Raw genomic sequence first — 21,578 nt, 5'->3', positions numbered from 1 at the left:
TGTCATGTTTTGACTAAAAAAAGCAGGTGATTTCTCATCACCCGCTTTAATTCCTACTCATTCAATAAATAATGCTTTCCTTTTACTAAATAAAAGACATTTTCAGCAATATTTGTAATATGATCTGCTACACGCTCAATATATCTCGCCACAAATGATAATTGTGTAATTTGCGTAATTGCTTCTGGTTGTTCCGGAACTGAAGATATAAACTCACGAATTGATTTTCCATATATTTCATCAACAGAATCATCCATTTCAGCGATTTGTTTCGCAAAAGTTAAATTTTCTTGTTCATATGCTTCTAACGCTAAATGCAACATCTCATTTGCAATCGCAAACATTTCATCCAGGTTGTGCAAACTAACAGCCACTTCTTTTTCCCCAAGACGAATTGTAGCCTTTGCAATATTAACAGCATGATCTGCAATACGCTCTAAATCTGTCGCTGTTTTAATTGAAATAAAGATCCTTCTTAAGTCACTTGCTACAGGTTGCTGCTTCGTAATAAGCATAAGTGCAAGATCGTTTATTTCCTCTTCTAAATTATCCATGCGGTAATCACCATCAATGACCTCTAACGCTTTCTCTACATCCCTTGTATGCAGACCTTCCATAGCAATCAATAAAGCCGCATTTGCTAATTCTCCAAGCTCGATTACCTTTTGCTGTAACACTTTTAAATCACCTTGAAACTGTTCTCTTACCATTTTTTCTTCCCCCTCAATATTATGTGCCATTATATATAAAGTGAAACTTTAATCAACCCTCATCAATCGGGCTTTTACAGGCGGCCCGCCATCTAACTTCTTTGCTTTTGTTGAATTTTGAAATCCGGTCTTACTGCCCGCAAATAGCGGGATAAATCTCCTACATAGCCTCTTACACTTGTAATAAAACTTAAAATAAAGGAAGTATTACTTCCCTATTAAAGTGAGATAAAAATAAGAAATGCCCTCTGTTAAGAGGGCATTTTCTCTTAGCTTTGCGACGATATCAGCCAAAGCGACCTGTAATATAATCTTCTGTACGCTTATCTGAAGGAGTCGTAAATAATTTGTTTGTATCTGTATACTCCACAACTTCCCCGCTTAAGAAGAAAGCAGTTTTGTCTGAAATACGCGCTGCTTGTTGCATATTATGCGTTACGATAACAATACTAAAGTCTTTCTTTAACTCTTGAATTAATTCTTCTACTTTTAATGTTGAAATTGGATCTAATGCCGATGTTGGCTCATCCATTAAAATAACGTCTGGCTCAATAGCTAAGCAGCGTGCGATGCATAGACGCTGTTGCTGTCCACCAGATAAACCGTATGCATTATCGTGCAAACGATCTTTTAATTCATCCCAAATCGCTGCTCCACGTAAACTTTTTTCAACAATTTCATCTAATGTCTTTTTGTCACGAATACCATGGATTTTTGGACCGTATGCTACATTCTCATAAATAGATTTTGGAAATGGATTTGGCTTTTGGAACACCATTCCTACATGTGTTCTTAATTCTTCAACTGGATATGATTTATCAAATATATTGCGTTCTCTATATTCAATTACACCTGTAGTTCGAACGATCGGTACTAACTCTACCATGCGATTTAACGTTTTTAAGTACGTTGATTTACCACAGCCACTTGGACCGATAATGGCTGTAACTTCATTCTCATGAATACTTAAATTAATATCTTTTAAAGCATGGTCTTCCCCGTACCATAAATTTAAGTTTTTCGTATCAAATACTACTTTCTTTGGCGCAGTCTCGATTTTCTCTTCGTTTTTCACCTGTACATTTACTACTGTTGCTACCATTTGAATTCCCCTTTCATCCACTTCCAACTTATTTTCGATTTCGTAACCATAAAACAAATATATTGATAAATAGCAACAAACCTAACAAAACAATCATCCCAGCTGCTGCTACATACTGAAATTCTTCTTGTGGCCTACTCATCCAATTAAAAATTTGGATTGGTAAAACTGTAAATCTATCAAACATACTAAATGGAACATAATTCGCAAACGCAAGTGCCCCGATCACTAATAGTGGTGCTGCTTCTCCAATTGCTCTTGATATCGCTAACGTACAGCCCGTTATAATCCCTGGAAAAGCATATGGCAATACAATTTGATACATCGTTTGCCACTTCGTAGCACCTAATCCGTAAGAACCCTCTAATAATACACTTGGTACTGATCGGATTGCTTCTTGACTCGCCACAACAACTGTTGGTAAGACGAGTAAACTCATCGTCAGTGCTGCTGCAACTATACTCTCTCCTAAATGAAGAGCATATACAAAAATAGTTAAACCAAGCAATCCAAATACAACGGATGGTACTCCTGCTAACGTTTGATTATTAATCTCTACTATTTTTTTAAATAGAGATTCCTTCGCATATTGCTCTAAATAAAGAGCTGTTCCAACTCCAAATATAAAAGAAACAGGTATAACAATACTCATAAATAATATTGTCCCTGACAAAGCTGCAGCAATACCAGCTTCTTTCGGATTACGTGAAGCGAAATTTGTAAAGAAATCTATTGAAAGATAACTTATGCCTTTTTCAACAATTTGAAACAGTAACACAGACAAAATTACGATTGAAAATAAAATTGCTATATAAAATAACAATTTGTAAATTCGATCTTTTAAAAAGCGTGATGCCATGTTTTTTTGTATTTTATTATGATTCAACATTCGCATATTATGTCATCCTCCTAAAACGGCGCATAATAGACTGCGAAATGATGTTCATAATAAAAGTAAACATAAATAAAGTTGCACCTACAGCATACATGCTGTAATACGTAACCGTTCCATGCGGAGCATCACCTAAACTTACTTGCACAATATAGGCTGTTAACGTTTGAATAGAATGTGTCGGATCAAGCGATACATTTGGTGTGGATCCTGCTGCAATTACAACGATCATCGTTTCACCAATTGCACGAGAAGCCGCTAATATAATTGCTGCCATAATCCCTGTAAAAGCGGACGGAAACACCACTTGTTTTACCATTTCAAACCGCGTCGCTCCGAGTGCTAATGAAGCTTCTTTCGTCCCTTTCGCCACAGATCTCATCGCGTCTTCAGATAGAGATGCAACTGTAGGCATCATCATAAATCCGATAACGATTCCTGGACTAATCGCATTAAAAAACTGTAAATCTGGTATAATCCTTTGTAAAAGCGGTGTAACAATTGTTAATGCAAAAAAACCGTATACAATTGTCGGGATACCTGCTAATAGCTCTAACATCGGCTTTAATATTTTCCGTGCACTATTTGAAGCATATTCGCTTAAAAATACAGCACACGCTAAACCGATAGGAATTGCCACAAACATAGCAAGCGCTGTTACAAGGAACGTTCCACATATAAGTGGTACTATACCAAATTTAGGATCTTCAAAAAATGGTAACCATTCTTTCTCCGTCAAAAAGGAGTATAGTGATATTTTTTGAAAAAACATGATTGTTTCATTAGAGAGCGTAAAAACAATTCCAAGTGTCGTCACAATAGAAACGCTAGCAATTATTTTTAGTAATAAAGGTACTATTCGATTGATTCGCTGCGTTTTTTTTCTTTGCTTTTTATTTCTTTCAATCAAATGTTGTACAGAAAATGTAATTTGATTTTTGTCATTATGAGCCAAAGATGAAAACCCCTTTCCACCCTGACATTACCTTTTTATTTCTGTTAACATACGCAGCTGTTCATTGTATTTTTCTTTTCGCAATTTTACATAACCGACCTCTTCAGCGAGGTTACCAACATGCTGAATCATAAACTCAACATAGTTTGCTACATTCATTTTATTTCGGATAGATGCATTATTCACATAAGTAAGTAGCGGCCTAGATAACGGCTTATATTTACCTGATTGAATGGTCTCTTTCGTCGGAAATACACCATTTACTTTTATTGCTTTCACCTTATCTCGATTAGCCATATAATAAGCATATCCTACAAAAGCAATGGCATGTTTATCATTCATTACCCCTTGCATAATAACTTGATCGTCTTCAGACAAAGAGACTTTTTTTACAATGCGATGATTTTGTAAGATGACATTTTGAAAATAATCATACGTACCAGAGTCTACGCCTGGTGCATAAAAGTTCACTTGTTCACGTGGCCATGTTGAATGAATTTGTGACCATCGCTTCTCACTTCCATCTTCACTCCACAGTAGACGTAACTCGTCTACTGACATATCGTCTACCCATGTATTGTGCCAATTCACAACAATTGCAAGACCATCGTTAGCCACCTCAAAAGGTGTGAATTGAATAGAATTTTTCTTCATTTCATTTTTCTCGACTTGTTTCATTACTCTCGAAGCATTATTTATATCTACTTCTCCTTTACCGAAACGATTAAATCCTCCCCCAGTTCCAGAAATACTGATGGAAATTTTCACGTCTGGATGCACCTTTGTATATTCCTCCGCTACTGCTTCTATAATAGGAAAAACCGTTGAGGATCCATCAACTCTCACTTCTCCCGTATCATTTAAAGCAAATGCAGTAGACATTTCAAAACAGAGGAACCATATTGATAGTACGAAAATTTTAATCGGTGTACGCATCCATTTCACGTGTTCTTCCTCCTAGAAGTAACCGGAAATAACAGGATTACAGATATAAGAATACTGCTAAACTATTAATTCGGTTTTAATTGTTTGTAAAAGTTTTGTAAAGTTCCACAAAGATCAACATACGATACAATTTTAATCAGTAGTAGCTATTCATTTTCTCTGATGATTTCCCTATAAAACAGTTATCCCCTATCTCATCATATACAAGTATCATTTATACGGCCGCGTGTTTTTCAGTGTTGTATACTTGTCCACATTTATTACACGATATGCATAAACCATAAAAAAAAGCACACTATCTTTTCAGATAGTGTGCTTTTTTACAATTTTTTTATTCATCATCTTGATCTTTATTTTTATTGTCTTTGTCATCTTTTGGAGTTTCACCATTTACTTCTTTGTTTTTCAAATCAAAGTAAGCGTCCATAATTTCACGACCAATATATCCATTAATACCAGTCTTATCATCATGTACCCACGGAACGACAACAGAGAATGCTACTTCTGGATCTTCAAGTGGCGCATAACCTACTAATGTTAGGTTATATGTTTCCACACGTTCACCGTTTGCCTTTCTACCAATCTCTTTATCTCCGCCATACACAGTTTGCGCGGTACCTGTCTTCCCTGCCGCTTTATATTTTGCACCTGTAAAGTATTTTGTAGCTGTACCACCTGAATCATTATACACTTGTCTAAATCCTTCTTGAACACGTTTAATTTGCGATTCTGGCATATCAACACGATTTAATACTTTCGGTTCCATAGATTGAACAACTTTCCCAACTTCATCTGGTTTCACTGCTGGTTGACGAATTTCTTTTACAACTTGTGGTTGCATACGATATCCGCCATTGGCAATCGTCGAAATATATTGCGCTAATTGAAGCGGTGTATACGTATCATACTGTCCAATTGATAAATCTAGTAAGAAACCTGGTTGACTACTTCTACCCATCTGACCAGCAGATTCATTGGGTAAATCAATTCCTGTTTTTACACCCAGTCCAAACTGTCCGAAATAATAACGCATCGTATCAAATGCTTTTTGAGGTATATCTAACGTACCACCTCTCACATATTGAACACCGGCGATATTCATCGCTGTTTTAAACATATAAACGTTAGAAGACATTTTTAAAGCTGTAAGGTCATTAATGTATCCCATCGTTTTCCAAGACGATTTCGTAGGTGTACCTTTTAATTTAATTGGTTCATCCAATTGCACCGACCCTGGTTGAATCGCACCAGTTTGATATCCAGTAAGTACTGTTGCACCTTTTACAGTTGACCCCATCGGATAAGAACTTGTCATGGTACCTAATGCAAAGTCATTTACTTTCGTTTGACCATCTTCGTTAACTAATTGTTTCCCCGCCATAGATAAAACTTCACCATTTTTTGGATTCATCATTACAACGAATGCGCGATCTAAAAGAGGTTCGCTTCCTTTAAATCTCATTAAATTCTTCGCAAGAATATCTTCCACACGCTTTTGTAATTCCATATCAATTGTTAAGTTCAAGTCATTACCACTTTGTCCTTTTGATACATTAATCGTTTCTAAAATATTACCGTTTTTATCTGTAACATTTCTAACTTCTGCTTTCGTACCGTGCAGGCTATCTTCATACTGTTGTTCAAGATAACTTTTTCCTACTCGGTCATTTCGATTATAATCACGAACAAGATAGTAATCTAGTCTTTCTCTCGGTAAGCCTTCATCAGATGTCGACACCCCACCAAGTACACTTCGGAATAAATCATCGTACGTATATTTTCGATCCCAATCAACATTCGTATCTACACCTGGTAATGCTGCTAGGTTTTCACTAATAATCGAATATTCCTTTTCTGTAGCATCCTTTTTAATAACTTGAGGTGTCATTGCATATCCGCCGTCCATCTTACTTTTAATCGCTAATATTTCTAGATCTTTTGCGGATAATTGATTAATCTCTTCTTCTGTTACACGACTTCGCTGACGCTCGTCTAATTCTTTATCATCAATTTTTTTATCTTTAAACTCTTGGCGATCTTTATTCGTAATTTTTTCTTTAGCTTCCTCTTTATGCATAGCAAGCCAATAATCTTTTTTATCGCGATCTGTTAATTTATCTGTCGGTACTTCAATCAAATCTGCTAGCTTTTTCGCTGTTTCTAAGCGATCCTCTGCCGTTGATCCTTTCATTTTTGTAAATGTAATAGTACGAATGGCTGCATTATCTACTACAGGTCGCCCATAACGGTCAAATATTTTCCCACGCGGTACAGGATTACTTATCGTTGAGTTTTCTTTCTTCTCCACTTCATTCTTATATTCTTCACCGCGAACAATTTGTACATATCCGAGCCTTACAATAACCGCGGAGAACATTAAAAACACGCAGAAAAACAGCACGTTTAACCGAAAAGGAACGTGGGTCTTTTTCTTATTTTGCTTCTGCTTCTTGCTCATACAAACCCCCTCTACCAACAGCTATGTAATGTGAAAGGGACACCTTCATACAGGTGTCCTCACTGCTGTTTTACATCTTTTTCTATTCTAGCATAAAACAAACGAGAAGTTAACCTTCTGGTATTAATGAAATCAAACGTATTAAAAGTGATACAAAGCGTTGGTATATAAACTTTTTGGATTATCTTCAAGAAGTGAAATAATCGTGTTATTTTACATTTCCGTTACCAATTTGTTACCGGATTGAACAATTAAAAACAAAAGAGCACAGCGTGTTAATAGAGTGGTGAGACACTCTATTAATCGTCCGCCTAATCACACTAGGCAAACACTTGCTGTAACTCTTTATGTACCTCATTTTATCGTACATAAGGGTTCCTCCGCAACAGTTTGCTTACATTTTGTGGCATACTGTTGCTTTTTTGTTTTCGGAGGAGACGAGCCCTTATGAAAAAGAAACAAGCAATTACCATTCTTGCTAGTATAGAAACATATGAAAACTTAGTATCTTTTCAAAATCTCAAGGAGTTAAATGACACTGTGCGCGCATATAAAGATCAATTTGCTGATCAATTAAATAAAAATCAATTGGCTGTACTCAATCACTTACACACCCATTCTTGTAAATATTTTGGCGTTTCTTTTAAATCCAAAAAAAAGATTGCTGAAGTACTTCATATTAGCCGTAGAACGGTCATTCGTGCATGCCAACACTTAGAATTACTTGGTATCATCAAACAGCTAGAAATGAAACGTAAAAGTGATATGAGACAAACAAGTAACATTATTGTAATCCAGCCAATCATCACAAAAGAAGAGTTTGTCACAGAAGCCCCCACTAAAACTGTGGAAATTTGTCACACCAAGAAAACAACTACAAAAACCTTAAAACAAAATATAAAAGATATAAACAAACGTAAAGAGGAAGTTTCGCAATCTTTTCAACATGATTTAGACTTCATTGATTATCGTGTGCCACAATCTATGCGTATGGAATTACAAACTGCTTTTTCATCAAATGTTATTAATGAATCTTTCAAAAATGCCAAAAATATTGCGAAGAAGGCTGCAAAGCAATTTAATTTACTAGCGGATACAGATATATTTCACAACCTTCTTGCGAATGCTTCTTCGGTTTTGTACTCTAAAACACATAAGTACGAGCATAACGGAAATTTGATGAAAAATCCTATTGGATACTTTACTCGAACATTCAAAAGGATGGTCTATAACTACATTGATANCTAAAACACATAAGTACGAGCATAACGGAAATTTGATGAAAAATCCTATTGGATACTTTACTCGAACATTCAAAAGGATGGTCTATAACTACATTGATAGCTTTAGAGAGATACATAACCTTGCAAATCGTAAGACAAGTGCATGCACTAGTGATGGAATATTTTATAATTGGCTAGAGGTTGATGGCTCAAAAATACCTTCCACAAAGACAATAGACAACCCTTTTACTCCAGGTGTATATTATAAAACATCTAAAGAAGAAGCTGATGAAATCGGGCTATATTGAATAGAGCAGATGTCCTGATTTCACTTTACAATTCAGGTATAACATGTACTTTTGCATATACACCTTGTTGCACAGCGAATTGTTCTAACGTCTTTTGCCTGTATGATGTGAGTGTAAAAAAGTGAATAATAGGGACTTTCCCGTTATATTTGTTTTTATAATACACAGTGAATTCACCATACCGATTCATTTTTTCAGCGTTTATATTCATCGTCTGTTTACGATCAATTTCTACAGCGTTTAATATCCCGTCGTCATCCCGGAATTTCACATCAGAAATAATCGTTTTCTTTCGGTCATTTACTTTATAACGGATGGGTGCTTCTATTTGCCAGTCATCGGGACAAAACAGATAAAGCCATGCTTCATTTCTCATAAGACTATGCGCTAACCGACTATTGGGTATAACTTTCTCATTATCATCAAATAGCTCTCTACCATTTTTATTTAGGTAATATACATGTTCTTTTTTATACACTGTACTATTCACAAATGAGCTTAAATCCTTTAATATGCGGTTTGCATTTCTTATGCCACCTAAATCATGTATAGCCATTAAATGCCTACGTGTAGCAAATTTCAGCTTTCTAATCGAGGTCAGAATCATCATTTGTCTGTTGATTTTGATATGTGTCTGGATGTTCATCTTTCTTCACCTCATATTGTTTTAGTACATCCCACATCTTTTCATTCGTAATATAAGGAACTTGCACTTCAGTCAATCGATCAGTCTTAAAAATCGCACGCCCTGGAATGCTGTGTATGGTTTCAAGCCCTGGTTCATCTATAACAACATGTGAAGCTGTTGCTGTTGGCAACCTGAAGCCTAGCTTCGCATCTGAATTCTGTTTCACTTGGCGTGGTAACGTATCCCCAGTTGGATACTGTGTACAGAAAATTAGTCTAAACCCTAATGCTCCACCTATACGCGCTATATGAGACAGCATTTGTTGGCAAGCTCCTAATAACTTTTGTTGTTCTCTATTCATACTTTTATCAGGACAAAGTTCTGCGCCTTCATCCACGATAATAAAATAGCGTTCTTTTATATTTGTTTCTACCACATTGGTATAATGGTTGAAAGGCCTCAATTGGCTTTTCCGCAATAGATTCTACCTGTTTTACGTTCGTGTAAGGTCCAAACTCCAATCCACCCTTTAAATCAATAATGTAAAAGTGAACATGCTCTGGATTAGCTACAGTAAGTGAAGTGAATACATTCTTTAAAAACACCGTTTTTCCCATCCTCGTTAGTCCACCTAAAGTCATGTGCGGTGTTTTATCAAAGTCATGACAAATTAACTCTTCTAAACTTTGCCCGATTGGTACACGCCATTTGCGCTCTTGAATTAAATTCGTTGACCATTCCCATCTCGTAGGTATTTCTTTATGGAATACTCGAATATTCAATTCATAATTATCATACTGGATTCGAACGGGTTTATTTAGTCCTTCAGAAACAACATCCTCGACCTTCTGAATGATTTTACTTGGCATACCAACAGGTAAAGTGTAAATGTATGTTGTACTGCGATCATCAATATTTTTCTTTTGAAATTTTGGATAACATAGCTTTTCTTCTTTTTTGATTGCGATTCCAGACACTTCAAAGAATACTTGTATCTTGCGTTTATCATCATCTTTACGTTTGAGCTTATCACTTACCAAGGCATATCCAAATGAAGCAACGGGTATTAACAATAATTCAAGCATTGATGAACACTCCTTATATATCCTATAAGGATATAGTTGCATTTTTTTGGAAGATAACAGGACGAGCATTTTTGCTTGTGAGGTCTATTGTCCCTCTCTTCCACATCGTATTCCTTCATAGAAACATAACGAGAATATAACGTAGAAGATATAAGAACGAGCCCGTAAGCGTCGTATACAAGGTTATACGTGGAAGCCAATGCGGAACACTCTTCCCCATTTTTTCAGCTACACTCATCGCGATTACAGACAAACCTGTTGCTGTCCAAATAATTACCGCTTCCCCTGCAAGTGTCATCTAAACCCCTCTTTTCTTTTTAGCTGTAGAACCTTCTTTGAATTCATTATTGGTTGATAATCGTTAATGACATCCCCCCATTCCAACACTTCATCTCCATCTTCATATAAATCATCGATAATTTCGCTTGATAAATGGTAATAGCCTTTATATTCACGATTATTAAATACTTCATGTCTTTCCATGTGGTTCACTATCGCATTCATTTCTTTCTTACCCTTAGAACTCCTATGCATATTTCTCAATTCCTTCGATGGATATAGATAAGGTGTTTCGTTTAAATGTGAATATTGCCAACGCATATGTGCTCTCTCCCCTCCAGATTTCCTTGCTTCCACTTGGTATTCCTCATGGTATTAATATAGGTATATGACTTAGAAGAAGGATTATTACCCATATTGAGAAATTATTTTTCTTTAATATAGAAGATAAATTATAATAGAGGTATTTTTTTATGTGTGTTGAAATAATTTGCAGGTGATAAAATATGGAGATAAAACTTAAAAGTAAAATTGGAGATTGGGTAGAAAAAAGTGGATATCGAAAAGATTTTATAGCGAATAAACTAGGAATAACCGTAAAACAACTCAACAACTACATAACTGGAACTTCTTTTCCAAATGTTCATCGTTTATACCAATTAGCTTGTATCTTTAATTGTAGAGTTGACGATTTATATGAAGTACAAAAAAATGACCCTGCTAATTAATTATTAACAGGGTCCAATTTGTAAACAGGATTTCTTTCATTTTGCAACACTTCTATGTACATCTCAGCAAGTTTTGGTCCATCGATTAGTTGGATATTTAATCCTTCAGCATAACGCTGGGCATTTACAGTATAACTCCCAGTTGTTACTACGTATCCGCCCTTCGCGTCTTCTTTTACCATATTTGAATGAACTAACGCGATAGCATTAAAAGGCATGTCCGAATTATAACATTTCACTTGTCCAAGATATAATTCGTCATTTAACTTATGTTCAAAATCAACACCGTAATCATTTGACCCCCTCGTTACGTAAACTGATCCTCCATAGTACCTTTCAAATACGTCTCCAACAAAATGTTCAAATGCTATTGGATCTTCCCCAATAAATACATTAGATACTTTTTCTTCTTCTGTCTGTTTCATGAATCGATAATACAGCCCCATAGCTACAGTTTTTTTAAAATCTACATCATTATTTGCTAAATGTAATAAATTCAAAAAGTCGTGCTCTTTTTTCCTTCGTAACAATACCCAATTAATAACAGAAATACACGTTATAAATAAGAGAACAATTGTGAAAACAGACATTTTAACACCTCCATTTCAATAATTTTACCCTTTTTCACAATATGTAATCCCACCAACAAAAAAGCCGTCCCCACTAAAGGAAACGGCTCTTTTCTTTACATACAATTTTAGATTAAAGAATATAATAAAAATATACTCTATCGTCAATATTTCGTTCTATCGCTCGCTTTTATTACATATACTAAAACTAACACCGAGAGAAATTTATATAAACCGGACGCTTTCCTAAAGAAAGCGTCTTTTTATTTTGTATTCATACATTATTTTCACGCGCATATAGTAAGAATGTCATCGGAGAATACTCCTCATGGAAAAAGACACTTTCAACTGAGAGAAAGTGTCTTTTTCTATTTTTAAGGAATATTAAGTACCTAACATGCATATAGCTAAACTAATAACAGTTTTCTCCCATTAGAACCTTATACTACTCTACATAAAGAGCATTCCTTATATTGGAGTGTTCTTTTTTTATTTTTTAGTAATACAATATAATTTTTTCACATATATATTTAATGGTTCAAGAGAAACCACGAAACCAGCGTACTCCTCAGTCAAGAGTGCACTGGTTTTTTATTTTTACTGTTATAATATATTGTAACTATTGCATATCATATAATAAGCTTTACAAATAACTGACATCCCTAGAAGAGGTCTCCTTATATAGACAAGAGGGGCCTCTTTTGGTTCCCCTCCTTACTCCATCTACACATAGTCATTATTTTTTACAGTTCATATTAATTCTTACGGTTATATATAATACTATTGCAAACCAAATAAGAGATGTATATCTTTATAATGTTAAAACAGCATTCCTCCCTCGCCAGGGGAATGCTGTTTGTCTGCCCTATTGTACGCATATATAAAAACCTTTGGTAATTACATAGTATGCACGCCTATTAAACCGTGTGACTCTCTACCCCTCAAACCGCACATACTCCCCCGATACCCATTGATCCCCTCCAACGTTGTACCAGCCATTTTGAATGCCCCAAGATTGATAGCGTTCACCTCGGTAGACCTTTTTCACAATGTCATAATTTGTTCCTGGTCCCGTACGAACGCGTAATACATCTGCTGTTATGGTAACAACACCTACACCATTGTTTGACGGTTGTGTGGATGGTGCTGTATTGCCGCCACCGTTATATGCGTTTTGCACCCTTTCTATAAAGGAATTCCATCGCCCTTCATCCAACATACGATGTGGACAATACTTACCGCTCCAGGATTGGTGTGTACGAACTTTACTAATTGGAATATTGAACTGTTTCATGAGTTGAGCTACAACGATAGCCGCATTATTTTCCGCCTTATAATATCGATCTCCACCACTTAAAGAGTAGCAAATTTCAACCCCGATAGATTTACGATTTCCGTTACCTCCACCATCACCACAATGCCAAGCGTTACGCTCCAAAGGAATTCCTTGTACAGCTTCTTTATCATCTACCGCAATATGGAAGGATACTTCATTATTATTTCGAATCATATAAGCGATTTCGTTTTCCGCTGAAGCATCATTATACGTATTATGAACTGTAATAAACTCCGCATTCATTGTATACGGACACTTCGTACCATATTTACTTGGGTCAACTAATTTTTTTCGGATTTCCATTATTGAACATCTCCGCTTCCTAAGATTTTTTGTTTAATTTCAGAAACATCTTTTGATAAATCCCCAAAAGCTTCTGCTTGTTTTGTGATAACGTCCTGATTCTTTTCAATGACTTTCTGATATTGTTCTTCACGCTGTTCATTCTTTTTTTGCGTCGTAAAAAGCATCCACACGAATAACGCTGCGAATGCCCCTTGTTGAATCATAGAATTAAAAATTTGCTCCTCCATTGTTCTCATCCCCTTTATTGGCAATAGAAAAAAGAGCCCTTTTAGGAGCTCTTTTGGATACGATTTTTACATTATCCCTTTAACTACTAGACCTAAAACCCCTGTTACAACCGCCCCGATAACAATTCGTAAAATCCAAGTTGTATTTAAACTGATTTTTTCTAATTGCTTATTAACTGTAGAAATATCTTTTTCATTTATCGTTGTACGCATCTCTAAATTTCTTATTTCTCGCATGATTTCTTTTTGCTCCAAAGTCAACTCCTCTATTTTTTTCTTGATGTCTTCCATGTTTCCACATCCCTTGTTCTAATTAAATTNTTCTTATTTCTCGCATGATTTCTTTTTGCTCCAAAGTCAACTCCTCTATTTTTTTCTTGATGTCTTCCATGTTTCCACATCCCTTGTTCTAATTAAATACGAAGCATCTAGATATATTATTCTAAAAATGGACAAGATGTTCTTATTCAAACAGAGTATGTAGAACCCTTATTTATAATCAGGTCTAAAGACTGTAATTCCTTCTCGTGCAAGTGTACGCATTTCTTCATCCAAACGATCTAATTCACTTCGTTTTACTTCTGGATTCATCTCGGTATTCGATTTTACAACATAATATTCTTTACGTAATTTAGCCATTTCTCTATCAATTCTATTAAATGCTTTCATTTCTTCGGCATTCGATGCATCTTCTTCATTCTTTTTACTATCCGCTTGAATCGCTTGTTGTTCATCCATGATGTTATAGTAATCTTCCATGACTTGCCCACCACCTTGTCCATTTACAAAGAACGCTTTCGCACCCGGTGTCGATTCATTCCATTCTTGTGCAATTGGCGTAGGCACATCTTTATTAGATATTAAAGAAATAGCACTATCTAATCCTTTCAATGGAAATTGACCTAATCCAGCCGTGTACCCTTTATATAGATTATCAATTTTGTATGGAGAAGCTTCAATTCCTATCTTATCTAATGCACTTGCCATTTCACGAGCTGTTAGGCTCGTATTCGGACCGTATTGCTCTTTCGGTGAATTTTTCTCATCACGCTTTGGAACAATTGGACCATCTCTAAAAAAGCTATAGTTTGCCATATTCTCGACAATTGGTTGTAACGTAGTCGGTATCCAAGGTACTTTCACCGCATCATTTACAGTCTTATCAAATCCATCAAACGCATACTGATCTCCCTCTCTATATTTATTTGCTCTTTCTACTGTATTAGCTAGTAATGAAATATCGAAAGGCTTAGGAATCCGTCCCACTTTATCAGTACCAGGAATGGCATATGACCAATACGTGTCCTTCTCTTGTTGCGGCATATTATCCATCATTTCTTTTTGTTTATCATTTGCACTTGCATAACTTGCGATGGCTAGTGCACTTGGTGGTAGGGTTGAACCTGCAATACGGGCACTTGTTCGAACTGGATGTTCCTTCATCGCACGAATTAATTTGTCTTTTCCTTGTACGTTTGCATTTAAGAACGTAAATATTCGATTGGCAGATTGCATGGAATTCCCCATACGGTTGAAATCCATTAAATCACGTGCCTGATAAGCTGATTCTTCTGGCGTTAATCCCTTTTTCAATCCTTTATGATAAGCTCCAACTTTTGTTGCTTCTTCCGATACTTCGGAGATATTCTGTAGTACTTTCAGCCAATTTTTAGGATTAACAGGAGCTGTAATAGCCTTTATCGCTTTTGGAAGTCCAGATTCTTGTTTTTCTAATCCTGATAACTGTTCTTTCAACAAGTCACGATCGGCAGATAAATATCCACCATATGCACCGCCCTGATTTACCCAGTCATCATACACCTCTGAACCTTTCCCGAACTTTTTCTTCCCAACTTCTTTAAGTCCCTTTACAAAGTCAAACGGATTGTACCCTGTATCACTTACCACATAAGCTGCAAACTGGTCACGAATCGGATTTCTCAAGGCAAATTCAGGAGTTAAGGTTGCCCCGGCACGTAGCCAATCACTCGGTTTCGATGCCGCCAATATAAATTTATTTGTAACTTCCTTGTCCATTGCTTTCACGGCACGATATAATTCAGGCGCTAATTGATATTGTTGTTTTTCCCCATTTTGAAAAACAGTTACAATGTTCTCTTTCGCTACCGACTCTTTTCCATCACCTGCAAGCTTTTCAATCCATTTCCCTGCGCCTTCATTTTCCGCTAAATCTGCTAGAGCTAGTCCAACTTTATTCCGTTCTATTGCTTGCATAGACTTGAAGGTATTTTTCACAATGCTTTCAAATGGATCAATGACATTTCGACTCGATCCCTCTATACGCTTAACAGGATTGGTCAAATCTACAAAGCCTTTTCCACCACCGAAGCCTTCACCCACGCCCTCTTCATCAAAATAACGGTTAAATGGCATGTAGTTTGGATGCTTTTCACGCATGGCAGTAACAGCATCCTTAGATAACATATTTCCTTCAACCAACATATCTAACAAGGAATCATTGTAGGCTTTAATCTTTTGGTGTGCCGCTTGTATTTCAGGATTATCAAACTTCGCAATTGTTTTCTCTATCTCGTCCGGAGTAAACCCAGTTTTAATGCCTTGTTTTTCTAAGTCTCNGCTTGTATTTCAGGATTATCAAACTTCGCAATTGTTTTCTCTATCTCGTCCGGAGTAAACCCAGTTTTAATGCCTTGTTTTTCTAAGTCTCTTGCATGCGTAGCGGTCACATAATCACGTATATCTGCCATATCAACCTTTGAATCTCCAAAGATATTACGGAACTCTTCTACCTTCATTTGCGCCTTTTTAGGCGTTCCCGCTGCAAGCCTTGCTTTTTTATAAGGAGAAACAGAAGCATCCGCCAATTCTCCACCAAGTATCTCTTTCTCTGCTTTAGAAATTGGATACAATCTATCTATTACATCTGTATATAACTCTTCTTTCGAATTTGGTAGTTTTTGCAGCACTTGCTTCACACGCTCAAGACTCTTAGGTTTTTCATTTACATTAATTTTTCCGCGGAAACGCGCTTCATCCCCTTGATTCGCCCAAATTTGCGCATCTTCTTGTACTTTTTTCAATCCCTTTTGTACATCTTCCGGAATGGTATTTTGAAAATGCTTCATAAATGCAGGTGCCTCTTGTTCTGCCATGGCTGGGTTGAGTAAATAACGACGCATAAATTCCGCCATACCTTCTTGACGAATTTGTTCAGGTGTATAATTTTGACCGGATGTATGGGAACCAAGTTTCATTAATTCGTCATCAAATTTTGGGTCATTCAATCCAAATTTCTTATCCAAATGATGACCTGTTTCATGCGCTAACGTTTCTAAGNTGGGAACCAAGTTTCATTAATTCGTCATCAAATTTTGGGTCATTCAATCCAAATTTCTTATCCAAATGATGACCTGTTTCATGCGCTAACGTTTCTAAGTCCCCATAATCACGTGTACGAATGACTTCGGGACCATTTTTATAAATACCCGAAACCGCATCGTCTCCCACTCCCATGCGCCCCGTACGAAGTGTGATATCCACATTATCACGGAAACTATCCATTAACTTTTTCTGCGTAATGGTCCGCCCATCTGGCGCCATAGCGGATTGAATGACCGGTGGTGCATTGCGCATCGCTTGTACGTCATCAGGAAGTTCTCCATTTGAAGAAGCTTTCTTACCATTTAGTTCTGTATAAAACTTTTGTAATCCGATTTCTCGTTCCTGCTTGAGTGCATCAATTACTGGTTGTAACGCTTCTTGGTCGGAAGGATTTTGTTTAATTAATGCCGTTGCCTGTCCAATTTGCTCGTCAATCTTTTTAACAGACGATGGACTCCAAGAAGGAATATCAACCCCGTTTTCTTGATATCCATTGCGAACATGACTTTCTGCCAATTCACGAAGTTCCGTGTTATTTGGTTTCCTTCCATTTGTTTTATAAAATTCTTGATACCAAGATGGATTATTTGAAATACGTCCATACCGATTAACAACATCTCCTAATTCATCCCGAATAATCCCACCTGGTTCTACACCTTTTCCAGATGAATTTTTCAAATATTTATATTGCTCATTTACTGCATCGTTATATTCTTTAAAAAAAGTATTGCTTTCTAATTCAGATTGAATCGGTAAAGATTCCGATTCGTTTTTGGTACGCGTATTTTGTAATACTTGTTCTTCCACAGCTTGATTGACTAATTCCCTTTGTTGTCTTTCCTGCTGAATGACATCATCAGCTATGTTAGAAGTATCACCCTTCGTCTTACGTAAGCTTTTAATCACATTACCAATTCCATAGGCAAGAGGGGTAATAGCCGCCCCCGCTGCGGTCTCTACGCCAATTCGTTTCAAATGATCTTCTATCGTTTGGTCAGGATTCACATATGCTTTTGCTGGTGTTTCTGCGCCTGCAATAAGGGCACCTGTTGCAGCTCCCTCTTTTGCGTATTGCCCTATTTTACCGAGTTTAGATGTATTTTCTCCCACCTTCGCGGCAAGCCCTAGCTTACCAGCTACCTTCACCGCTCCTGCACCAGGTAGCACATATCCAAGTCCCATAGAAGCAAAATCAGCGATGTTTTCTCCTACACCCTCACGGTGATCTTGCCAATCAACTGCATCTTGCCCTCTTACTTTTTTCATTGTAGCACTTGGTGCATTGAGTAAAGTGGAATCCAGTGTACGAGTAGCAAAGCGATTTACCTCTTTTGTGGCTTCACTTTTCCCGCCATCTTTCATGTACTCATCCCAAACTTGCTGACGAGTTTTCCCTTCTGGTGGTTTAATCATTTCACCAAACTTTTGCGCGGCAAATTTCAAGTCACCAAAAAAACCCCCTTCCTGAGGAGGTGACTGTTTCGCGATACGATCAATCGTACCCATCATACGATTGGTACGACTAGCTTCTTCTTGTTGTTTCATCCAGTCTGTGGATATGGATTGTGAAATACTGTTAGCTGCTTTTATTTGATCTAAAAATGGATTTCTCTCTGGTGGTTTTCTATGATCCTCATTGTTCTTATCAAATTCAAGATTTTGATACACATTCTCTACTGGTTCATCTTCCTCACCATTTCTCAATGCGAAGATTTCTTTTTTCTTTTTTACAAGACTACCTGTATTTTCATTCCGAACTTGAATGGGTTGCGTACTTCTTTCATATTTATCTTGATTCCCACTATAATAATCCACACGACGAACATCTTGCTGAGCTGTATTTGAATTGAGTTCAATCATGCGTTGAAGCGTAGCACGCTGATTATCATCTAGACCACCATTATCTTTTTCCCAATCCTTCACCATAGAAGAAGCTTGTTCTTTTTCTATGTCACTTTTCTTTTTACGAGGCATACTTCACACTCCTTACCAAAATCCTTTCGGCCCAAACTGTTTCAACAAAGAAGAAGACTCCCATGGTTTCCTCAATAACAGCGACTCCACATAAGATGGTGCTTTCTTTACTTCTTCCTTCTTTTGTCCATATGCATACGGGGCATTATTTGGGTTACTGTACCAATTANTTCTTCAATACTATCTAACCCCTTTCGGCCCAAACTGTTTCAACAAAGAAGAAGACTCCCATGGTTTCCTCAATAACAGCGACTCCACATAAGATGGTGCTTTCTTTACTTCTTCCTTCTTTTGTCCATATGCATACGGGGCATTATTTGGGTTACTGTACCAATTAATTTGATCGCGTGTATAACCATTCAATGAAGATTTTGAGCTTACACTTGGTGAACTGCTTGAAGAACTTCCACTACTTGACGTTCCTCGCGAGCCGCCACCTCCACCACTATTTCTAGAGGCGGCTGCTTGCTTTTTTAGGTTATACTCCTGTTGCCAATGGCTATCAGATACACCATCTCTCCCAGAACGATAATTGAATTCTTGTTGCCAACGATTGTCGGATACACTGTCGCGACCGGCCCGGTAATTATAATCTTGCTGCCAACGGTTATCCGATACACTGTCCCGACTTACTTGATAGTTATAATCACGTGTATCTTTTTGTTTCCCATAATTAAAACGACTCAAATCGAGATTGTAATTCCGATTATCATTATTTACGGAATGATTAAATCGGCTCACATCAAGATTATAATCACGTTCAGGTCTAAATTATAATTCCGATCATCATTTTTCATTTGATAGTTAAATCTATTTTTATCAAGACTATAGTTTCTACCATCATTAAAAATCGTATAATTAAAACGCTGTTGGTCTAAATCATAATTTCGATCATCATTTTTCACGGTGTGGTTGAAACGATTTATATCCAGATCATAGTTTCTATCATCATTTCGAACCGTATGATCAAACCGGTCTCGTTCTAAACCATAGTTTCGATTATCATTTTTCACTTGATGGTCAAATCGTTTATTATCGAATTGATAATCTCTCCAATCTTTGTCTTTCGTATAATCAAACTTATCACGCTCTAAATCACGATTTAACGTGTCATTTTTCTGTTGATAATYGAAGCGCTCTTTATCAAAATTATGGTTTCGTAAATCATTTTTCTGTTGATAGGCAAARCGGTCTTGATCCATCTTCATTCCTTGTTCTCCACTCCATTCCTGAAACGCCTGTTGGCGTTCACGGAAACCAAGGTCTTGGTCACGTTCCATYAGTTGGCGAGCTAAAGAAGCAACTTTTTGTGTACGCTCTGCTTCTAAATTTCCTCTTTGTGATARACCTGCAATCGCGATTTTATTCATCGCATCTTGTGATAAACCCGAGCTTCCCATCCCTCTTGCRGCTGCTTGTTCTGCTGCTTGYGTTTGACTATCCGCTACACTCGTTTGCATGTTTTGCAATGCTCTTTCATATAAAGAACCYAGCTCGTCATTCGCTTGTAAGCGTGCATCTTGCATACTTAAATTACGCCGTTCTGGCGTTGTAAACACTGGATAATTCGTCATACAAACTCACCTCATCCCATTGAAATNCGCTTGTAAGCGTGCATCTTGCATACTTAAATTACGCCGTTCTGGCGTTGTAAACACTGGATAATTCGTCATACAAACTCACCTCATCCCATTGAAATGGCAATATAATGAAAAGCCAATGAAGTATCTCTTGTTGTATTCTTATTGTGCAGAGTAAGTGTAAAAGCAGTCGTCGTAACTTGCGAAAGATATACCACGATGTCTCCTGTTCCAATATCTCCATTCGCCGCTGTCACCGTAACAATTGGAGTTTGGGAAAAGGCAGGAGTAAATAAGATTTGTTTCTGCAACGTTTGTCCACGACTTATCTGAATAAACTCTGTCTTTCCTGCTCGTATGTTATTTTTATAGAACCCATACTCATTCAAATTTTGTAAAATCCCATCATTGTCATTATGGGCATTAATTAAATTCGTAAATTCTTCATTTACTTGCCCAGATGAAATGGTTGTACCTGGCATAAAATTATATTTTCTTTGAATTTGTACCATAGGACGATTTACTTGCCCAGATGAAATGGTTGTACCTGGCATAAAATTATATTTTCTTTGAATTTGTACCATAGGACGTCTCCTTTCTTCTTTTCAATTCATACTGGACCCCGATGCCGTATACAACAAAAGGACGTATATGAGTTACGTCCTCAATAATCATGCCTATTTTTTTCGTTCGATTACTTACACGTAGTCGATTAATATACATTTCGATTCTATCAAATGTATTCTGATCCCAAATCGCTTCATCCCAATTGGACACATTCGCAGCATTTGGTCTTGTACCATCTACCTGTTTGGTTTCAAAATCTAATTTCACTCCTAACCGATACCCGTTGGGTTGATTACTATGCAACCATATCCGATGAATCTTTTTGTCTTGTGTCATCAAACCA

At 36.8% G+C, this 21,578-nt stretch carries 15 protein-coding genes and 7 pseudogenes; 3 read left to right on the top strand and 19 right to left on the bottom strand.

The features are described 5' to 3' along the window. Nucleotides 1–53 precede the first annotated feature (53 nt). The 6 genes from phoU to ASE54_RS19185 form a co-directional block, all read right to left on the bottom strand. Nucleotides 54–710: a phosphate signaling complex protein PhoU gene (gene phoU / locus ASE54_RS19210; protein WP_000251245.1), complete on the bottom strand. Its 657-nt coding sequence runs from the start codon at nucleotides 708–710 to the stop codon at nucleotides 54–56. 286 nt (nucleotides 711–996) lie between these two features. Continuing rightward, entirely contained in the window at nucleotides 997–1,812 is an 816-nt protein-coding gene (gene pstB, locus ASE54_RS19205; protein ID WP_000226681.1) for a phosphate ABC transporter ATP-binding protein, read from the bottom strand. Between the two features lie 28 nt (nucleotides 1,813–1,840). Then, nucleotides 1,841–2,707 (bottom strand): phosphate ABC transporter permease PstA, encoded by an 867-nt coding sequence (gene pstA, locus ASE54_RS19200; RefSeq protein WP_001242568.1) that lies wholly within the window; start codon nucleotides 2,705–2,707, stop codon nucleotides 1,841–1,843. Nucleotide 2,708: 1 nt separating this feature from the next. After that, nucleotides 2,709–3,659 carry a phosphate ABC transporter permease subunit PstC gene (gene pstC / locus ASE54_RS19195; protein WP_000940890.1) on the bottom strand — a complete coding sequence of 317 codons (951 nt, stop codon included), beginning with the start codon at nucleotides 3,657–3,659 and terminating at the stop codon, nucleotides 2,709–2,711. A gap of 27 nt (nucleotides 3,660–3,686) precedes the next feature. Then, nucleotides 3,687–4,604 carry a PstS family phosphate ABC transporter substrate-binding protein gene (locus tag ASE54_RS19190; RefSeq protein ID WP_000871819.1) on the bottom strand — a complete coding sequence of 306 codons (918 nt, stop codon included), beginning with the start codon at nucleotides 4,602–4,604 and terminating at the stop codon, nucleotides 3,687–3,689. 331 nt (nucleotides 4,605–4,935) lie between these two features. Next, a complete protein-coding gene (locus tag ASE54_RS19185) occupies nucleotides 4,936–7,062 on the bottom strand; it encodes a penicillin-binding protein 2 (protein ID WP_000038980.1) in 2,127 nt (708 codons plus the stop codon). 447 nt (nucleotides 7,063–7,509) lie between these two features. On the opposite strand from ASE54_RS19185, the pseudogene ASE54_RS19180 reads away from it, so the two are divergent. Beyond that, a pseudogene (locus ASE54_RS19180) lies at nucleotides 7,510–8,305 on the top strand (helix-turn-helix domain-containing protein); the annotation flags it as partial. 1 nt (nucleotide 8,306) lies between these two features. Beyond that, a pseudogene (locus tag ASE54_RS37175) lies at nucleotides 8,307–8,593 on the top strand (cytosolic protein); the annotation flags it as partial. A 25-nt stretch (nucleotides 8,594–8,618) separates the two neighbouring features. On the opposite strand, the gene ASE54_RS19170 reads toward ASE54_RS37175, so the two are convergent. The 4 genes and pseudogenes from ASE54_RS19170 to ASE54_RS19155 form a co-directional block, all read right to left on the bottom strand. After that, the gene (locus ASE54_RS19170) at nucleotides 8,619–9,239 is read right to left on the bottom strand and encodes a replication-relaxation family protein (protein ID WP_001025806.1); all 621 of its coding nucleotides are present in this window, start codon (nucleotides 9,237–9,239) and stop codon (nucleotides 8,619–8,621) included. Continuing rightward, a pseudogene (locus ASE54_RS19165) lies at nucleotides 9,181–10,306 on the bottom strand (FtsK/SpoIIIE domain-containing protein). Before ASE54_RS19165 ends, ASE54_RS19170 begins: the two are co-directional and overlap by 59 nt. Nucleotides 10,307–10,421: 115 nt before the next feature. Beyond that, nucleotides 10,422–10,604 carry a hypothetical protein gene (locus ASE54_RS19160; RefSeq protein WP_000170776.1) on the bottom strand — a complete coding sequence of 61 codons (183 nt, stop codon included), beginning with the start codon at nucleotides 10,602–10,604 and terminating at the stop codon, nucleotides 10,422–10,424. Next, nucleotides 10,601–10,906 carry a hypothetical protein gene (locus tag ASE54_RS19155; RefSeq protein ID WP_003256223.1) on the bottom strand — a complete coding sequence of 102 codons (306 nt, stop codon included), beginning with the start codon at nucleotides 10,904–10,906 and terminating at the stop codon, nucleotides 10,601–10,603. Before ASE54_RS19155 ends, ASE54_RS19160 begins: the two co-directional genes overlap by 4 nt. Nucleotides 10,907–11,091: 185 nt before the next feature. Between ASE54_RS19155 and ASE54_RS19150 the strand changes: the two genes are divergently transcribed. Beyond that, nucleotides 11,092–11,313 carry a helix-turn-helix transcriptional regulator gene (locus ASE54_RS19150; protein WP_000403528.1) on the top strand — a complete coding sequence of 74 codons (222 nt, stop codon included), beginning with the start codon at nucleotides 11,092–11,094 and terminating at the stop codon, nucleotides 11,311–11,313. Here ASE54_RS19150 and ASE54_RS19145 read toward each other — a convergent pair. The 9 genes and pseudogenes from ASE54_RS19145 to ASE54_RS19115 form a co-directional block, all read right to left on the bottom strand. Next, on the bottom strand, nucleotides 11,310–11,903 hold the full coding sequence (locus ASE54_RS19145) for a restriction endonuclease (RefSeq protein WP_000110514.1): 594 nt from the start codon (nucleotides 11,901–11,903) through the stop codon (nucleotides 11,310–11,312). The two genes, ASE54_RS19150 and ASE54_RS19145, sit on opposite strands and share 4 nt — an antisense overlap. Before the next feature lie 913 nt (nucleotides 11,904–12,816). Continuing rightward, the gene (locus ASE54_RS19140) at nucleotides 12,817–13,521 is read right to left on the bottom strand and encodes an N-acetylmuramoyl-L-alanine amidase (protein ID WP_000405774.1); all 705 of its coding nucleotides are present in this window, start codon (nucleotides 13,519–13,521) and stop codon (nucleotides 12,817–12,819) included. Further along, nucleotides 13,521–13,751, bottom strand: coding sequence for a BhlA/UviB family holin-like peptide (locus ASE54_RS19135; RefSeq protein WP_000392441.1), 231 nt, complete (start codon nucleotides 13,749–13,751; stop codon nucleotides 13,521–13,523). Before ASE54_RS19135 ends, ASE54_RS19140 begins: the two co-directional genes overlap by 1 nt. 66 nt (nucleotides 13,752–13,817) lie before the next feature. Continuing rightward, nucleotides 13,818–14,042 carry a hemolysin XhlA family protein gene (locus ASE54_RS19130; protein WP_000389432.1) on the bottom strand — a complete coding sequence of 75 codons (225 nt, stop codon included), beginning with the start codon at nucleotides 14,040–14,042 and terminating at the stop codon, nucleotides 13,818–13,820. A gap of 198 nt (nucleotides 14,043–14,240) precedes the next feature. Continuing rightward, a pseudogene (locus tag ASE54_RS37170) lies at nucleotides 14,241–16,348 on the bottom strand (LPD38 domain-containing protein); the annotation flags it as partial. A gap of 1 nt (nucleotide 16,349) precedes the next feature. Further along, nucleotides 16,350–17,069, bottom strand: a pseudogene (locus ASE54_RS37165) (4'-phosphopantetheinyl transferase); the annotation flags it as partial. Between the two features lie 99 nt (nucleotides 17,070–17,168). Further along, nucleotides 17,169–19,088, bottom strand: a pseudogene (locus ASE54_RS37160) (4'-phosphopantetheinyl transferase); the annotation flags it as partial. Between the two features lie 180 nt (nucleotides 19,089–19,268). After that, nucleotides 19,269–20,662, bottom strand: a pseudogene (locus ASE54_RS19120) (hypothetical protein). Nucleotides 20,663–20,772: 110 nt separating this feature from the next. Then, nucleotides 20,773–21,252: an H-type lectin domain-containing protein gene (locus tag ASE54_RS19115; protein WP_235567855.1), complete on the bottom strand. Its 480-nt coding sequence runs from the start codon at nucleotides 21,250–21,252 to the stop codon at nucleotides 20,773–20,775. Between the last annotated feature and the right edge of the window lie 326 nt (nucleotides 21,253–21,578).

This window comes from Bacillus sp. Root131 (assembly GCF_001429475.1).
GTDB classification, from domain to species: domain Bacteria; phylum Bacillota; class Bacilli; order Bacillales; family Bacillaceae_G; genus Bacillus_A; species Bacillus_A thuringiensis_S.
The sequence above is the reverse complement of the archived record's forward strand: the minus strand, read 5'-3'. Positions and strand labels throughout refer to the sequence as shown.